15 protein-coding genes are annotated in these 15,459 nt (G+C 73.6%); 7 read left to right on the top strand and 8 right to left on the bottom strand.

All coding sequences use genetic code 11. From position 1 onward, the window contains the following. Positions 1-153 precede the first annotated feature (153 nt). Complete coding sequence (locus ACIQ9G_RS27995) at positions 154-546, bottom strand: ankyrin repeat domain-containing protein (RefSeq protein WP_403614752.1); 393 nt, start codon at positions 544-546, stop codon at positions 154-156. 308 nt (positions 547-854) lie between these two features. On the opposite strand from ACIQ9G_RS27995, the gene ACIQ9G_RS27990 reads away from it, so the two are divergent. Further along, positions 855-1,049, top strand: coding sequence for a hypothetical protein (locus tag ACIQ9G_RS27990; RefSeq protein ID WP_356185027.1), 195 nt, complete (start codon positions 855-857; stop codon positions 1,047-1,049). A gap of 79 nt (positions 1,050-1,128) precedes the next feature. Beyond that, the gene (locus tag ACIQ9G_RS27985; protein WP_403614750.1) at positions 1,129-2,757 is read left to right on the top strand and encodes a hypothetical protein; all 1,629 of its coding nucleotides are present in this window, start codon (positions 1,129-1,131) and stop codon (positions 2,755-2,757) included. Between the two features lie 108 nt (positions 2,758-2,865). Here the strand turns inward: ACIQ9G_RS27985 and ACIQ9G_RS27980 are convergent, their stop codons facing one another. After that, positions 2,866-4,365 (bottom strand): PLP-dependent aminotransferase family protein, encoded by a 1,500-nt coding sequence (locus tag ACIQ9G_RS27980; protein ID WP_403614748.1) that lies wholly within the window; start codon positions 4,363-4,365, stop codon positions 2,866-2,868. A 102-nt stretch (positions 4,366-4,467) separates the two neighbouring features. On the opposite strand from ACIQ9G_RS27980, the gene ACIQ9G_RS27975 reads away from it, so the two are divergent. The 4 genes from ACIQ9G_RS27975 (at position 4,468) to ACIQ9G_RS27960 (ending at position 7,960) form a co-directional block, all read left to right on the top strand. Beyond that, a complete protein-coding gene (locus ACIQ9G_RS27975; RefSeq protein ID WP_403614745.1) occupies positions 4,468-5,121 on the top strand; it encodes a YitT family protein in 654 nt (217 codons plus the stop codon). Then, positions 5,118-5,885: a glycerophosphodiester phosphodiesterase gene (locus ACIQ9G_RS27970; protein ID WP_403614744.1), complete on the top strand. Its 768-nt coding sequence runs from the start codon at positions 5,118-5,120 to the stop codon at positions 5,883-5,885. The genes ACIQ9G_RS27975 and ACIQ9G_RS27970 overlap by 4 nt, the downstream gene beginning before the upstream one ends. A gap of 62 nt (positions 5,886-5,947) precedes the next feature. Next, positions 5,948-7,306 carry an MFS transporter gene (locus ACIQ9G_RS27965; protein WP_403614742.1) on the top strand — a complete coding sequence of 453 codons (1,359 nt, stop codon included), beginning with the start codon at positions 5,948-5,950 and terminating at the stop codon, positions 7,304-7,306. A gap of 279 nt (positions 7,307-7,585) precedes the next feature. Further along, positions 7,586-7,960 carry an RNA polymerase-binding protein RbpA gene (locus ACIQ9G_RS27960; RefSeq protein ID WP_109379407.1) on the top strand — a complete coding sequence of 125 codons (375 nt, stop codon included), beginning with the start codon at positions 7,586-7,588 and terminating at the stop codon, positions 7,958-7,960. Between the two features lie 173 nt (positions 7,961-8,133). On the opposite strand, the gene fxsA is transcribed toward ACIQ9G_RS27960, so the two are convergent. The 4 genes from fxsA to ACIQ9G_RS27940 form a co-directional block, all read right to left on the bottom strand. Further along, positions 8,134-8,688 carry an FxsA family membrane protein gene (gene fxsA, locus ACIQ9G_RS27955; RefSeq protein ID WP_403614739.1) on the bottom strand — a complete coding sequence of 185 codons (555 nt, stop codon included), beginning with the start codon at positions 8,686-8,688 and terminating at the stop codon, positions 8,134-8,136. Between the two features lie 90 nt (positions 8,689-8,778). Beyond that, entirely contained in the window at positions 8,779-9,573 is a 795-nt protein-coding gene (locus tag ACIQ9G_RS27950) for a polyprenol monophosphomannose synthase (RefSeq protein WP_403614737.1), read from the bottom strand. Between the two features lie 546 nt (positions 9,574-10,119). Next, entirely contained in the window at positions 10,120-11,730 is a 1,611-nt protein-coding gene (locus ACIQ9G_RS27945; protein ID WP_403614734.1) for an amidohydrolase, read from the bottom strand. 48 nt (positions 11,731-11,778) lie between these two features. Continuing rightward, complete coding sequence (locus ACIQ9G_RS27940) at positions 11,779-12,219, bottom strand: Lrp/AsnC family transcriptional regulator (RefSeq protein WP_392196150.1); 441 nt, start codon at positions 12,217-12,219, stop codon at positions 11,779-11,781. A 269-nt stretch (positions 12,220-12,488) separates the two neighbouring features. Here ACIQ9G_RS27940 and ACIQ9G_RS27935 point away from each other — a divergent pair, with 269 nt between their 5' ends. Next, positions 12,489-12,944 carry a hypothetical protein gene (locus ACIQ9G_RS27935; RefSeq protein ID WP_403614731.1) on the top strand — a complete coding sequence of 152 codons (456 nt, stop codon included), beginning with the start codon at positions 12,489-12,491 and terminating at the stop codon, positions 12,942-12,944. 351 nt (positions 12,945-13,295) lie between these two features. Here ACIQ9G_RS27935 and ACIQ9G_RS27930 read toward each other — a convergent pair whose 3' ends face one another. Together ACIQ9G_RS27930 and ACIQ9G_RS27925 are read right to left on the bottom strand one after the other, a co-directional pair. Then, entirely contained in the window at positions 13,296-14,468 is a 1,173-nt protein-coding gene (locus tag ACIQ9G_RS27930; RefSeq protein WP_403614728.1) for an acyl-CoA dehydrogenase family protein, read from the bottom strand. 266 nt (positions 14,469-14,734) lie between these two features. Next, positions 14,735-15,427, bottom strand: a complete 693-nt coding sequence (locus ACIQ9G_RS27925; protein ID WP_403614726.1) for a TetR/AcrR family transcriptional regulator — start codon at positions 15,425-15,427, stop codon at positions 14,735-14,737. Between the last annotated feature and the right edge of the window lie 32 nt (positions 15,428-15,459).

Here is a 15,459-nt window from a genome sequence, read left to right as displayed (position 1 = left end):
GCCCAGCCATCGCGTCCGTGAATCACGACGTCATGATGACCCCGGCGTGCGAGCTGCCGCGACCGAAATTTCCGGCGGCCCCGTACCGCCTCCCCCGTTTTCCTTGCCGTGCCTGGTCGACAGGGCCGTCTCAGCTGCTCACGGCCCGTGGGTTCACTGCTCGCCGAACAGTTCCAGCAGCTGCGTCCGGCCGAACATCCGGGCCGTGTCCGCGGCCGACGGCGTGCCCAGGGAGGGGTCCGCGCCGCCTTCCAGCAGGGCCTCGATCACTTCCTGCTCCCCCTTGAAGACCGCTCCTGCGAGGGGCGTCTGACCCCGGTCGTTGACGCGGTCGGCGTCGGCGCCGCGGGCCAGCAGGGCACGGACCGCGTCGGCGTGGCCGTGGTAGGCGGCGAGCATCACCAGGGAGTCGCCGCGGTCGTTGGTGAGGTCGGCCGGGACGCCCGCGTCGACGTACGCGACGAGCGCCTCGGTCCGCCCGCGCCGGGCCAGATCGAAGATCTTGGTCGCCAGCTCCACGACCTCGGGGTCGGGGGCTTCGGTCATCGGCCGGACCGCCTCTCACTGCGAACGATGGGACTGCGGGGAGCAAGCGTACGGCGGCGAGCGGTGCCGTCCGTACGGGTGAATCGCCAGCGTACTGGCTCGCGCGGCCACAGGACCGGACGGCCCGGAGGCGAAGATCACCACGGCCGTGACCGGACGCGACGGCGCCGGTCCCCGGGCCGTCGGGCTCCGCCAACGGGTGGAAATCAACCGAAATTCACCCGCTTGCACCTTTTGTCATATAGATACATGCTGTGATGCTGGAAGGACTCAGGGTGACTGTCCCCCTCGACACCAGGAGTACCGACATGATCCTCTCCGTCTCAGGCGTCGTCCTGTTCGGCACCATCGTCTTCGTGTTCTTCCGCAAGGACGGACTCAAGCCCTCGCACGCGTGCGTGTCGACCATGTTCGGCTTCTACCTGGCCAGCACGGCTGTCGCCCCGGGCATCAAGGCCGGCGGCGAGAGTCTGGCGAGCCTGCTGGGCGGCATGAGGTTCTGACGCCGTCCTACCCCGAGGACCGCGCCAAGCTCCGTCCAGGGGTCGACCCATCGCCCGTACGCACGTCCAGGAGGCAGAAGTGGCCCGGCGCCCCCTCCCCCGCATTCTGAGCACAGGCAGCGCGCAGATCGCCCGGAGCCGGGAGCTGGCCCGGACGGCGGCCGACAGTGCCACCGACGTCCTCCACCCGCTGATCGCCATCACCCGTGGTCTGGGCCGGCTGGCCTCGGCCGGGCGGCGCAAGTGGGCGGACACCCCGAAGGACCGGCGAGGGCCACTGCTGTTCCTGGTGGCCTCGCTGATCCTGGTGGTGGCCCTCGTGCCGTACGGGCCCCTGCTCGCCGCCGTCACCCTGATGACGGCGGCGGCCTGGCAGGGCCGCGACCGCGCCCCGTCGGAGCCCGAGGGGCCCGACGAGTCCCACGTCCAGCGGCTGCAGTCGCTGTACGAGGCCCTGGTCCCGTACTTCTCCGCCGCCGAGGACCCGGCGCCGCTGTACGCCCACGGCGGCGAGTGGGAGAAGGCCTTCCCCTCCTACGAGTTCGACGGCTCCAGCCGGATCTCCCACCTGCTGATCCGCTACCCCGCCTACTTCACCGACGGGGAGCCGGAGGCGCGCGCCCGCATCGAGCACCTGCTGACCGCCAAGTCCGGCCGCGGCCGCGAGTACCTCTTCGCCTGGAACGAGGAGGGCAACGAGCTCGCGGTCACCGCCCTGGCACCGCTGCCCACCGACATCGCCGCCCAGCGCTTCGTCACCGCGCCGGGCGAGACGGTGCTCGGCTTCACCGACCCCGGCGAGGTCCAGCGCACGCTCCCCCTCACCTACGGCGAGGAGAAGCGGGACGTTCCGCCGGTCGTCTGGCGCACCGGCCTGCGCTCCACCGAGCCGCACCTGCTGGCCATGGGGCAGCCCGGCAGCGGCACCTCCACGCTGCTGCGCTCCCTCGCGCTCCAGGCCCTCCGGCACGGCGACGTGCTGATCGTGGACGGCGGCGGCACCGGCGAGTACGCCTGCCTCACGGGCCGGGACGGGGTGCTGGCCGTCGAATGCGGGCTGACCGGGGTCCTGGCCAGCCTGGAGTGGGCCGCCACCGAGACCGAGCGCCGGCTGATCGCCGTCAACCGCGCGCGCCAGGCGGGCCAGCCGCCGCCGGACGACACCAAGCGGCCCCTGTGGCTGCTGCTCGACCGGCCGACCGCGTTCACGCACCTGGCCGCCGCCGACGGCCGCAGGGATCCGCAGGCCCTGCTCCAGGTCCCGCTGCGGCACGGCCGCGCGGTCAACGTCACGACCGTCGTGGCCGACCAGTTCGACAGCGCCGACGCGCTGAGCGAGGCGGTGCGGCAGCACACCCGCGCGCGCGTGGTGCTCGGACCGGCCACGGCCGAGCAGCTCAAGGCGGTGCTGGGCGCACCGGCGCACACGACACCGCCGTCCGCCGTCCCGCCCGGCCGCGGCTACGCCCGGCTGGGCACCGGGGCGGTCCACCGGCTGCAGGTCCCGGCGACCCCCGACCCGTACGACGACAGCGCGAGCGAGGCGCACCGGCAGGCGGTGCTGGACCTCCTGCCCCCGAAGACCACGCCGGCGGACGGTGAGACGGTCCCGGAGCCGACGGAGGCCGTACCCCCGGAGCCGGCGGAGGCCGCGACCCCGGAACCGGCGGACGTCATGACGAAGGCGGCGGTGGCGGAGCCCTCGTAGCGGCAGGACACGCGACGGGCCCGCCGGGCGCGGGGCCCGCCAGGGCGCGCAACGGGCCCCGGGCCCGGGATCCGCCGAGCCCGGGACCCGCCGGGCTTCCGGGAGAGGTCAGGCCACGAAGGTCCGCGGGGATTCGGAGCCGCCGGACGCCCCCGTCTCCACCAGCCGTGCCGCAGCCGCAAGCCGCGTCGCGGCCTCCTCGGCCACCGCGCCCCCGACCGTGAACGGCAGCCGCACATAGCCCTCGAAGGCGCCGTCGACCCCGAAGCGCGGGCCGGACGGGACGCGCACGCCGACCCGCTCGCCCGCCTCGGCGAGGCGGGAGCCCGACAGCCCGCCCGTGCGCACCCACAGCGTGAGCCCGCCGCCCGGCACCTCGAACTCCCACTCCGGCAGCTCCCGCCGGACCGCCGCGACCAGCGCGTCCCGGTTGCCGCGGGCCTGCTCGCGCCGGACCTCCACGGCCTGCTCCCAGCCCCCGGTGCTGAACAGCCAGTTCACGGCGAGCTGCTCCAGGACGGGGGTGCCGAGGTCGGCGTAGGCGCGCGCGGCGACCAGGCTGCGGACCACGTCCGGGGCCGCCCGGACCCAGCCGATGCGCATCCCGGCCCAGAAGGCCTTGCTGGCCGAGCCGACGGTGATCACCGTGGATCCGGCCGGGTCGAAGCCGCAGACCGGCCGCGGCATGTCCAGGCCGGTCTCCAGGTACAGCTCACTCATGGTCTCGTCGACGACGAGCACCGTCCCCGCCGACCGCGCCGCCTCCACCAGCCTGCGCCGCTGGTCCTCGTCGGCGAGCGCGCCGGTCGGGTTGTGGAAGTCGGCGACCACGTAGGCGAGGCGCGGCGCGGCCTCCCGGAGCACCTGGCGCCAGCGGTCCATGTCCCACCCGGCGAGCCCCTCGGCCATCGCCACCGGCACCAGCCGGGCGCCCGCCTCCCGCATCAGCTGCAGGATGTTCGCGTAGCTCGGCGACTCGACGGCGATGCGTTCGCCGCGGCCCCCGAAAAGGTGGCAGATGGCGTCGATGGCGCCCATGGCACCCGTCGTCACCATGATCTGCTCGGGCATGGTCGGAATACCTCGCGCGGTGTACCGCTCGGCGATCATCGAGCGCAGCGCGGGCAGCCCGGCCGGGTAGTCGCCGTGCGTGTGGGCGTACGGCGGCAGCTCCTCCAGCGCGCCCTGCACGGCCCGGGTCAGCCACGGCTCGGGGGCGGGCAGGGCCGCGCAGCCGAGGTCGATCATCGAGCCCAGCGCCTCGGGCGGCAGCGGTTCCAGCCCCCGCGCGGGCAGCGGGTTCCCGGCCGGGACCGCGGTCCAGCTGCCCGCCCCGCGCCGGGACTCCAGGAAGCCCTCGGTGCGCAGCGCCTCGTAGGCGGCGGCCACCGTGGTGCGGCTCACCGACAGGGACAGGGCCAGCTCCCGCTCGGCGGGCAGCCGGGCGGCCACCGGGACGCGGCCCTCCAGTACCAGCAGCCGGATGCCGTCGGCGAGCGCGCGGTAGGCGGGCGGGCGGCGCACGCCGGGGCCCGCCGGACGGTCCTGCTGGGAGATGAGCAGCCGGGCGAGCTGCGCGGCACCCACCGCCGAGGTCCACTGCGCCATGATTTCCAGTCCACCTTCCCCGAATTGGCCATGGATGGCTTCTCTTCCCAAGCCACAGAGTGTCACGCGTCAGGCCACTGCCACCACCCAGGGGGGTTCACTGTGTCCACACCGGGCCGAATCGGACGACGGCTGATCCAGCTCTACGCGGGCCTCGCGCTGTACGGCGCCAGCTCCGCGCTCCTGGTCGAGGCGGGCCTGGGGCTGGAGCCCTGGAACGTGCTGCACCAGGGACTTTCCGAGCTGACCGGTCTGACCATCGGCGTGGTGTCGATCGTCGTGGGGGCCGCGGTGCTGCTGCTGTGGATCCCGCTGCGCCAGCGCCCCGGCCTGGGCACGGTCTCCAACGTCTTCGTGGTCGGTCTCGCCATGGACGGCACCCTGGCGCTGGTCCCCGAAGCGCACTCCCTTCTCGTCCGGGTGCCCCTGCTCCTCGCGGGCGTCCTGCTCAACGGCGCCGCCACCGGCCTGTACATCGTGGCCGGCTTCGGGCCGGGCCCCCGGGACGGGCTGATGACCGGGCTGCACCGGCGCACGGGCCGCTCGATCCGCCTGACGCGCACGGTCGTCGAGGTGGCGGTCGTCGTCACCGGCTTCGCCCTCGGCGGCACCGCCGGCCCCGGCACCCTGTTGTACGCGCTCGCCATCGGCCCACTGGCCCAGCTCTTCCTGCGCGTGTTCGCCGCCCCGGCGGCATCCCCGGGCAGCACGGTCGTTGCCACCGGGACACCCGAAGGGGCGATACTGCGACCGTGACCACGCTCGTACGCCACCCGTATCTGGACCACCCGGGCCCCCTCGCCTTCGCGCACCGCGGCGGGGCGGCCGACGGCCTGGAGAACACCGTGGCGCAGTTCCGGCGCGCGGTCGCACTGGGCTACCGCTACATCGAGACCGATGTGCACGCCACGGCGGACGGCCGGCTAGTCGCCTTCCACGACGCGACCCTGGACCGGGTGACCGACGGCGCGGGCCGCATCGCGGACCTGCCGTGGCGGGATGTGGCGCGGGCGCGCGTGGCGGGCCGTGAGCCGGTACCGCTCTTCGAGGAACTCCTGGAGACCTTCCCCGAGGTGCGCTGGAACGTCGACGTGAAGGCCGAGCCGGCGCTGCGCCCGCTGCTGGACCTGATCGAGCGGGCGAACGCCTGGGAGCGCGTCTGTGTCGGCTCCTTCTCCGAGGCGCGCGTGGTCCGGGCCCAGCGGCTGGCCGGGCCGCGCCTGGCCACGTCGTACGGCACCCGCGGGGTGCTGGGGCTGCGGCTGCGCTCCTGGGGGCTGCCGGCCGCGCCGCGCCGCTCGGCGGTCGCCGCGCAGGTGCCGGTCGCGCAGTCGGGCGTCCCGGTGGTGGACCCGCGCTTCCTGCGCGCCGCCCACGCGCGCGGGCTGCAGGTGCACGTGTGGACGGTCAACGAGCCCGCGTGGATGCACCGGCTCCTGGACCTCGGCGTCGATGGCATCATGACCGATCACATCGACACGTTGCGCAAGGTCATGGAGGACCGGGGCGTCTGGGTCTGAGCCCCGGCCCGTCCCGTCCGAAAAGCCCGCGCGGGATCTTCGGCGGGGAAGCGAGGGCACGGGTGGACACCGGCACCGTGCGGGCAGAGGCGGCCGACGAGGCCGCCGAACGGCGGCGCGAGCAGCGCGGCTGGTATTTCTACGACTGGGCGTGCTCCGTCTACTCCACGAGCGTGCTCACGGTGTTCCTCGGCCCCTACCTCACCTCGGTGGCCGAGTCGGCGGCGGACGCGGACGGGTTCGTGCACCCGCTGGGTGTCCCGGTGCGGGCCGGATCGTTCTTCGCGTACTGCGTGTCGGCGTCCGTGATCCTCGCCGTCCTCCTGATGCCGATGGCGGGCGCCGCGGCCGACCGGACGGGCCGGAAGAAGCCACTGCTGGCGGCCGCCGCCTATGTGGGCGCCGCCGCGACCACGGGCCTGTTCCTGCTGGACGGCGACCGCTATCTGCTCGGCGGGGTCCTGCTGATCGTCGCCAACGCCTCGCTGGCCGTCTCGATGGTCCTGTACAACTCCTATCTGCCGCAGATCGCCCCGCCCGAGGAGCGGGACGCGGTCTCGTCGCGCGGCTGGGCCTTCGGCTACGCCTCCGGCTCCCTGGTGCTGATCGCGAACCTGGTGCTCTTCACCGCGCACGGCTCCTTCGGCGTCTCCGAGACCGCGGCGGTCCGGATCTGCCTGGCCTCGGCGGGCCTGTGGTGGGGCGCCTTCACCCTCGTACCGCTGCGGCGGCTGCGGGACCGCCGCGCGCCGACGGACGCCGCGGCGCCGGCGGCGCGGGCGCACGGCTGGCGGCAACTCGCGGCCACGGTCCGGGACATGCGGCACCGGCCGCTCACCCTGGCCTTCCTGCTCGCCTACCTCATCTACAACGACGGCATCCAGACGGTGATCTCCCAGGCCTCCGTCTACGGCTCCGAGGAACTGGGCCTGAGCCAGTCGACGCTGATCACGGCGGTGCTGATGGTCCAGGTGCTCGCGGTGGCGGGGGCGCTCGGCATGGGGCGGCTGGCCCGCAGGTACGGGGCCAAGCGGACGATCCTCGGTTCGCTGATCGCGTGGGCGGTGACGCTCGGCGCCGGATACTTCCTGCCCGCCGGGGCGCCGGTGGGGTTCTTCGTGCTGGCCGGCGGCATCGGGCTGGTCCTCGGCGGCAGCCAGGCGCTGTCCCGGTCGCTGTTCTCGCACCTGGTTCCGCCGGGCAAGGAGGCCGAGTACTTCTCGGCGTACGAGATGAGCGACCGCGGCATGAGCTGGCTGGGCCCGCTGCTGTTCGGCCTCACCTATCAGCTGACCGGCAGCTACCGGGACGCGATCGTCTCGCTGGTGGTCTTCTTCGCACTCGGGTTCGTGCTGCTCGCGCGGGTTCCGGTGCGGCGGGCGATCAGTGCCGCGGGTAATCCGGTCCCTGATCGGATTTAGCACTCGAGCCGAAAGGGCGGTAGTGTACGCGTTTGGCCTGCCAGGCGTACCGTTACTGCGCGTCAAAGATGTCGAAACGCTGGGTGACATCTCCTAGCAGATGTGACAAACCGGGCGCCGGTGGGTACTGCACTGGTTGACAAGGCTGCGGCTACGACGGCGACGCATGACCCGGAACGGGACATCGGAACGGGAATCTTTACCGCCGACCGGACGTTGACCGGATGACGACGACAGCGACACCTGTCCTGTGGGCGACAAGCCCGGGAGGCACGATTCATGAGTGAGCGAGCTCTTCGCGGCACGCGCCTCGTGGTGACCAGCTACGAGACCGACCGCGGTATCGACCTGGCTCCGCGCCAGGCCGTGGAGTACGCATGCGAGAAGGGGCACCGGTTCGAGATGCCCTTCTCGGTCGAGGCGGAGATCCCGCCGGAGTGGGAGTGCAAGGTCTGTGGGGCCCAGGCACTCCTCGTCGACGGCGACGGCCCGGAGGAGAAGAAGGGCAAGCCCGCGCGTACGCACTGGGACATGCTGATGGAGCGGCGCACCCGCGAGGAACTCGAAGAGGTCCTCGAGGAGCGTCTGGCCGTTCTGCGGTCCGGAGCGATGAACATCGCGGTCCATCCGCGGGACAGCCGCAAGTCGGCCTGAGTCCCGTCGGCCGGGCTCTGGCCGGATCACCGCGCACGCACACATGACCGCGGGCGCCGTACGTGTGGTTGACGTACGGCGCCCGCGGTCATGCTTCTGCCCATGTCGTGCCGGAGTCCGCGCGTGCCGGAGGCGCGCCCGGGTCCGCTCGTGCCCGGGTCCGCTCGTACCGCTCAGCGGGTGAGTGGCGGGCGCTGCTCCCGGGGTCCGTCCGCCGGCTCCTCCCGGATCACCTCGCCCTGGACGACCCTGCCGTCCGGCCGGTGGATGCGCACCTGCTGGAAGGCGTCGCCCAGGCTGCCCGGCGTGGCCGTGCGCAGCGTGCGGTCCACCGTCCGCTCCGCCAGGCGGCTCACCGCCCGCTGGACCGGCGGGATCAGCAGCATCAGCCCCGCGACGTCCGAGATCAGGCCGGGGAGCATCAGGAGCAGGCCGCCCAGCATCACCAGCCCGTTGCCACCGCGACGGTCCGGGGTACCGCCGCTCTGCAGGGCCTCGTTCAGGTTCTGGAAGGCGCGCCGGCCGGCCCGCTTGATCACCGCCGCGCCGAGCACGAACCCGGCGAGCAGCAGCAAGAAGACCGTGAAGCCGCCCGCCACGCCCGCGACCACCGTCAGCAGCCAGATCTCCAGCACCAGCCACGCGACCACACCCAGCGGCAGGTACCGGAGGAGCCGGGAGCGCCGGGGCCGGGTGGAGAGCGGAGAGGTCGGAGCGCCTGTCGTCATGCCCCCAGTGTGCCTGGCCGCGGCTCAGCACGGGATAAGCGGGACGGGGGGCTCCCCCGCACGCTCCCGCTCGCCCGGTGCGCGCCCCGGCTACGACCGCTCCTGACCGCCGCGGCCGGTGAGCTTGGTCACCCGCTCCCCCACACCCCAGGACGTGACGCGCCACAGCGCCTCGACGACGATGTCCCGGCTCATCTTGGAGTCGCCGAGCTCCCGCTCCACGAACGTGATGGGCACCTCGACCACGTGGTAGCCGGCCCTGACGGCCCGCCGGGCCAGATCGACCTGGAAGCAGTAGCCCTGGGAGGCCACCTCTTCGAGGCCGAGGCCTTCCAGGGTGCCGCGGCGGAAGGCGCGGTAGCCGCCGGTGACGTCCCGGATCGGCACGTCGAGCATGAGCCGCGAGTAGGTGCTGCCGCCGCGCGAGAGGAACTCGCGGGACTTCGGCCAGTTCACCACCCGTCCGCCGGGCACCCAGCGGGAGCCGAGCACCAGGTCGGCGCCCTTGAGGGCGGTGAGCAGGCGGGGCAGTTCCTCGGGCTGGTGGGAGCCGTCGGCGTCCATCTCGACCAGCACGCCGTAGTCGCGCTTCAGGCCCCAGCGGAAGCCCGCGAGGTAGGCGGCGCCGAGGCCCTCCTTGCCCTTGCGGTGCAGCACGTGGACCTGTGCGTCGTCGGCCGCCAGCTCGTCGGCGAGCTTGCCGGTGCCGTCGGGGCTGTTGTCGTCGGCCACGAGCACGTGCGCCTCGGGCACGGCCTTGCGCACCCGGCCCACGATCGCCTTGATGTTCTCCGACTCGTTGTAGGTCGGGATGATCACCAAGGGGGTGCCGAGCGGGCCGTACCGTCTCTGCCGGGCCTGTGCCGCGCCGTTGCCGTCGTTCACTGCTGCCCCTTCATGTCCATACGCAGAGGTCCACCATAGTGGCCGCGGCCTGCGCAGACGTGACGGCACGTTCGTACGGTGGTGTCGGTTCGAAAAGAGCGGGGTAAGACCGCTCTTTTCAGGACCTTTTCCGGATCTTCCCGTCCTGCGAGTGGGGGCCCGGCGCCCTTCGGGCCGACCTCGGACCCGCTGGCTGCGGATCGGCCGAGAGCCGTTGTCTACTGAGCACCCGGGCCCCACCCGGGTCACACCTTGCCGACCGTCCGGAACATTCCCCCGCCGACGCGGGCGCTGAGCCTGGCTCCCAGTGACGGTGACCCGGTGCGGCACACCGTCCCTGACCCAGCGGCGCCGCGACGCGTGCACGGAAGTTCCCCGGTCGGGCGTCCGGTGGTGGACCCGGCAGAACCTACCGGCCTCCTGCCGCTGCCTGTCAACAGCCGTTTGAACTGCGCAAACGGTCGCCTTCCGGCCTCCGGCGCGGAGGATGCGCAGGTCGCGCGACGGGGCGGCGGACGGTGAGCACCGCCGCGCCGCCCCGGGAGATCACTCCCCCGGCCGTACGAAAACCGTTCGCCCGCCCACCACGGTGCGCAGGCAGACGGGCAGGTCACGGCCCGGCGTGAGGTCGGGCAGTCCGGGCGTGCCGGAGCGCGGATCGGTCGACCAGCGCGCGACCCGGTCGTCCGGGGCCTGCACCACGAGCTCGTCGGTGCGCCAGACGGCGTAGTCCGCGGGGGCGCCCGGCACCAGGACCCCCGCGTCGTCCCGGCCGGTCGCCCGCCAGCCGCCGCGCGTGTGCGCGGTGAACGCGGCGCGCACGGAGACCCGGTGCTCGGGGGTGCGGTGGAAGGCCGCCGCCCGGACCGTGCCCCACGGGTCGAGCGGGGTGACGGGGCTGTCGGAACCGAGCGCGAGCGGGACCCCGGCGCGCAGCAGGGCCGCGAACGGGTTCAGCGTGCGGGCCCGCTCGGCGCCGAGGCGCCGCGCGTACATGCCGTCCTCGCCGCCCCACAGGGCGTCGAAGGCGGGCTGCACGGAGGCGGTCAGGCCGAGTTCGGCGAACGCGGCGATCGTCTCCGGGGTCAGCATCTCGGCGTGCTCGACACGGTGGCGGGCGGCGCGGACGCGGGCCGTGCCCACCTTGTCGGCGGCGGCGCGCACGCCCTCCACGACCGCGGTCACGGCGGCGTCGCCGATGGCGTGGAAGCCGGCCTGGAGGCCCGCCTCGGTGCAGGCGACGACATGGGCGGCGACGTCCGCGGCGTCCAGGTAGGCGGTGCCGGTGTGGCCGGCGTCGGCGTACGGGCGGTGCAGGCAGGCGGTGTGCGAACCGATGGAGCCGTCGACGAAGAGGTCGCCGGCCGCGCCGGCCGCGCCCAGCGCGCGGGCCCGGGCGACGCCCTCCTCACCCGCCTCGGCCCAGTAGCCGGTCACTCGGGGGCCGGGCTCCTCGGCGGCGAGCCGCAGCAGGCCGGTGAAGTCGTCCTCGGAGGAGATGTCCGGTCCGGCGCACTCGTGCACGGAGCCGATGCCGAGGGCGGCGGCGCGGACCAGCGCGGCGCGCTGGGCCTCGGCGCGCTGGGCGGGGGTGACGGCGGCGAACGCGGCGGCGCGCATGGCGTGGTGGGCGTCGGCGGTGAGCGGGCCGTCCACCGGGCCGAGGCCCGGGACGAGGTCCAGCAGCGCGGTGGTGACGACCGCCGAGTGGACGTCGATCCGGGTCAGATAGAGGGGGCGGCCGCCGGTGGCCGCGTCGAGCTCGGCGCGGGTCGGGGGGCGGCCACCGGGCCAGCGCGCCGCGTCCCAGCCGTGGCCGAGCAGCACACGGTCGTCCGGGCGGGCGGCGGCGAAGTCCCGTACCGCAGCGAGCGCCGCCTCCAGGGTCGGGGCGCCGGACAGGTCGAGGCCGGTCAGCGCGAGGCCCGTGGCGGTGGTGTGCACATGGGCGTCGGTGAAGGCCGGGGTGACCAGGGCGCCGTCCAGGTCGACCACCTCGTCGACACCGTCCGCGAAGGCGTCGGCCGCGCCCTCGGAGCCGACCCAGGCCACGTGTCCCGCCTCGACGACCATCGCCGTGGCGAACGGGTCGGCGGGGCTGTGAACCTCGCCGCGGCGGAGGAGGACGGTCTGGGGCTCGGCGGTGCGCTCACTCATGGGGAACAGTCTCGCCCCTGGGGTGAGCGGCCCGGCAGGCAGGTCGATTCAGACGCGCGGCGGCCGCGCCTCGTACGGCGTCGACAGCACCACCGTCGTCCGCGTCGACACCCCCGCCAGCGACCGCAGGCGGGCCAGCAGCTCCTCCAGTTCGTGCGGGGTGGCGACGCGCACCTTGAGGATGTAGTTCTCGTCGCCGGCGACGCTGTGGCAGGCCTCGATCTCGGGAACCCCGGCCAGGCGGTCCGCGATGTCGTCGGGGGCGCTGGGGTCGAACGGTTTCACCGAGATGAACGCGGTCAGGGGCAGCCCCACGGACTCGGGGTCGACGACCGCGGCGTACCCGCGGATGACGCCGCGCTGCTCCAGCCGCCGCACCCGCTGGTGCACGGCGGACGTGGACAGGCCCGTGGCCTTGCCCAGGTCGGTGTAGCTCATCCGCCCGTCCTTGACGAGCAGCTGCACGATCTGTCGGTCCAGCTCCTCCATGGCGCAAGAACCTACAGTGCCCGTGATCTCCGCGGGCACTCCGGCCCCGCAGGTCATGCCCCGGTTCGCGCGGGACCCGGAAGCAACCGGTGCGCCACCTGGGGGACAACACGGGCGCGGCGGGCACCTGCGGGCGGCATGTGACGAACGCCACAGCCCTCGGGCGGTCTCCGTGACGGTCGCGTGGTTACCCCCGAGACCTGGCGGGAAGTGCTTGCTGTGGTCGAGGCCGCAGCGCCTTCACGGCCCAGCCTTAGGGGGAGAATCCCATGCAGAGTCTTAAGCGCCCTGGTCGAACTGTGCCCAAGCGGCAGCAGCCGGTCGTCGAGCCCCAGCCGGAGGGCGTCGAACCCGACGCCCTCGACGACATCGACGACATCGACGGCGAAGAACTCGACGCGTACGACACCTTCGAGATGTACCGGGTGATCTGCCCGGACTGCGCGCAGCCCATCGCCCTGCTGGCGGACGAGGAGGCCCTGCCGGAGCACGCCCGGTGCGCCTCGCCGTGGAACCCGTTCGGACTCACGGTCTGTGCCGGTACGGGCCGCCGCGCCACCGAGGCCCGGCCCGCTGACGAGTCCTTCCGGCCCCAGGAGCAGGACACCGCGCTGCTGTTGACGCTCCCTCAGGGGCTGGACTGGCGGAAGCAGCCCTTCTCGCACGTCGGCGGCCCGGGCTCGCGCCCGATGCGGGTGCCGGTGATGCGCCGCGACGCCGCCTGAGCGGTCCCGCCCCCGGTCGGCGCCGACGGGGGCCGCCCCGCCCCCGTGAGCGGTACGCCCCTGAACACACGGCCGATTCCGTATGGCGGTGACCTGAGCGCCCGTCGCCGCGTTGGCGGGGTATGGCTCCCTCGTACACGGCGACCGGGCGTCAGCGCCTCATCTTCGTGCCGCCGCCCACAGAATCGGTGCCGCCCGCAGAATCGGTTCCGCCGGTGCCGCCGCAGCCGCAGGATCCGCCGATCTATCGCGATCTGGTCCGCACGTGGGCCGACCGCGGCCGTACCCTGCCGGGGCGCGACGACCCGGAGTGGGTCCGGCTGGCGGCGCCTCCGGCGGGCCTCGAATCGGTCAGCGGGTCTCCGGACCCGCCAGATGACGGGCAATGACCATCCGCTGGATCTGGTTGGTGCCCTCGACGATCTGCAGGACCTTGGCCTCGCGCATGTACCGCTCGGCGGGGAAGTCCGCCGTGTAGCCGTACCCGCCGAGCACCTGGACGGCGTCCGTGGTGACCTGCATGGCGGTGTCCGTGCAGAACAGCTTGGCCATGGCCGCCTGCCGGGCGAACGGCCGGCCCGCGTCGCGCAGCCGTGCCGCCGCCAGATACAGCGCGCGGCCGGCCTCGATCCGGGTCGCCATGTCGGCGAGCATGAAGCGCAGACCCTGGAAGTCGGCGATGGGCCGCCCGAACTGCTGCCGCCCCGCGGCGTAGCCGACCGCCTCGTCCAGCGCGGCCTGGGCGAGGCCGATCGCGCAGGCCGCGATGCCGAGCCGCCCGGAGTCGAGCGCGGACAGGGCGATGGCGAAGCCCTGGCCCTCCTCGCCGATCCGCCGCCCGTCGGAGACACGCACCCCGTCGAGGTGGATCTGCGCGGTCGGAGAGCCCTTGAGCCCCATCTTCCTCTCCGGCGCCGCGGCGCTCAGGCCCTCGGCGTCACCGGGCACCAGGAAGGCGGTGATGCCGCGCGGGCCGTCCTCGCCGGTGCGCGCCATAACCGTGTAGAAGTCGGCGACCCCGCCGTGCGTGATCCAGGACTTGGTACCCGTGATCACCCAGTGGTCGCCGTCGCGGACCGCCCGGGTGCGCAGGGAGGCGGCGTCCGAGCCGGAGGACGGCTCGGAGAGGGCGTACGCGCCGAGCAGCCCGCCGCCGAGCATGGCGGGCAGGTGCTCGACCTGCTGCTGCTTGGTGCCGAAGGCGGCGAGCCCGTAGGCGGCGAGGGTGTGCACGCTCAGGCCCAGGCCGACGGTGAGCCGGACGGCGGCGAGCTCTTCGAGCACCTGGAGGTAGACCTCGTAGGGCTGGTCGCCTCCGCCGTACTCGGAGTCGTACGGCAGGCCGAGCAGGCCGGACTCCGACAGCAGGGCGAAGACCTCGCGGGGAAAGCGCCCGGCGTCCTCCTCCTCGGCCGCCTTCGGGGCGATCTCACGCTGCGCGATGTCGCGGACGAGCGAGATCAGATCCCGGGCCTCGTCCGTGGGCAGTTGCCGGTCCACCGGCTGCGGGGCGCGGTCGGGCATGGCGACGCTCTCCTCCCTCTCGGGCACATCGGCGGACGTGCGCCTTGGGTGGGGGCGGCTCCGCCGGGTCGTTCTCGAAGGCCGGCCGGTGCGCGCACTCCCGGGTCACGGAAGCTGCTGACCAGCGGCTGTGCGCTGTGAGTATGCCCGATCGGCGGCACGGAGTCACCGGTTAACGACCGCTTACTTCAAGAAAGGGTCCGCGACCTCCGACCGACCGGCCCGGGCCGTTGACCCGACCGGGCCGGCCCACGCACCGCTCGCCCTCAGCCCTCCCGGCACGCGGGCGCGGGGGCCGGGTAGGACGGGTCCAGCTCCTCGACCGCCCGCAGCGCGCCGCCCAGCGTCCTCACCAGCAGGTCGCGCATGGTGTCCCGGGTCAGGTCGGGGCGGTCGATCCAGTCGAGGGTGGCGCCCTCGACGCCGCACACCCAGCTCAGCAGGCCCATCCGGGCCGCCGGTGCGACGGCGGCGCGCCCGTAGGCGCCCTCGGCGATGGTCGCCACGATCGCCTCGCGCACCCCGTCCCGGATGGCGTGCACCTGGGCGTCGAAGCCGACGCCGCCGCTGACGATGGTGCGGAAGGCGGCCTGGTTGTGCTCGGCGTAGCGCAGATAGCACTCGATGGTGCGGTGCACCCGGTCCACGGGCGGCAGTTCGCGGCCGCTCCCCGCGAAGGCGACCAGGTCCTCGACCGAGTCCTCGATGATCGCCAGGTAGTAGCCCCGCTTGGACCGGAAGTAGTAGTAGATCAGCCCCTTGGCGACATGGGCCTGCCGGGCGATGTCGTCCATCGAGAGGGCGTCGTAGGAGGTGTCGGCGAACAACCGCCGCCCGATGGCGATGAGTTCGGCACGACGGGCAACGGAGCGCTCGGTGCCGCGGGGCCGGGGCGGGGTGGTCTCCGCGGGAACGGAGTGGCGGGCCTCCGGGAGGACGGCGTCACGCTCTTGGCTCATATGCACTTCAGGCCCCGGGTCTCCGGCTGGCG

Source organism: Streptomyces sp. NPDC096152 (assembly GCF_044763235.1).
Classification (GTDB): domain Bacteria; phylum Actinomycetota; class Actinomycetes; order Streptomycetales; family Streptomycetaceae; genus Streptomyces.
The sequence above is the reverse complement of the archived record's forward strand: the minus strand, read 5'-3'. Positions and strand labels throughout refer to the sequence as shown.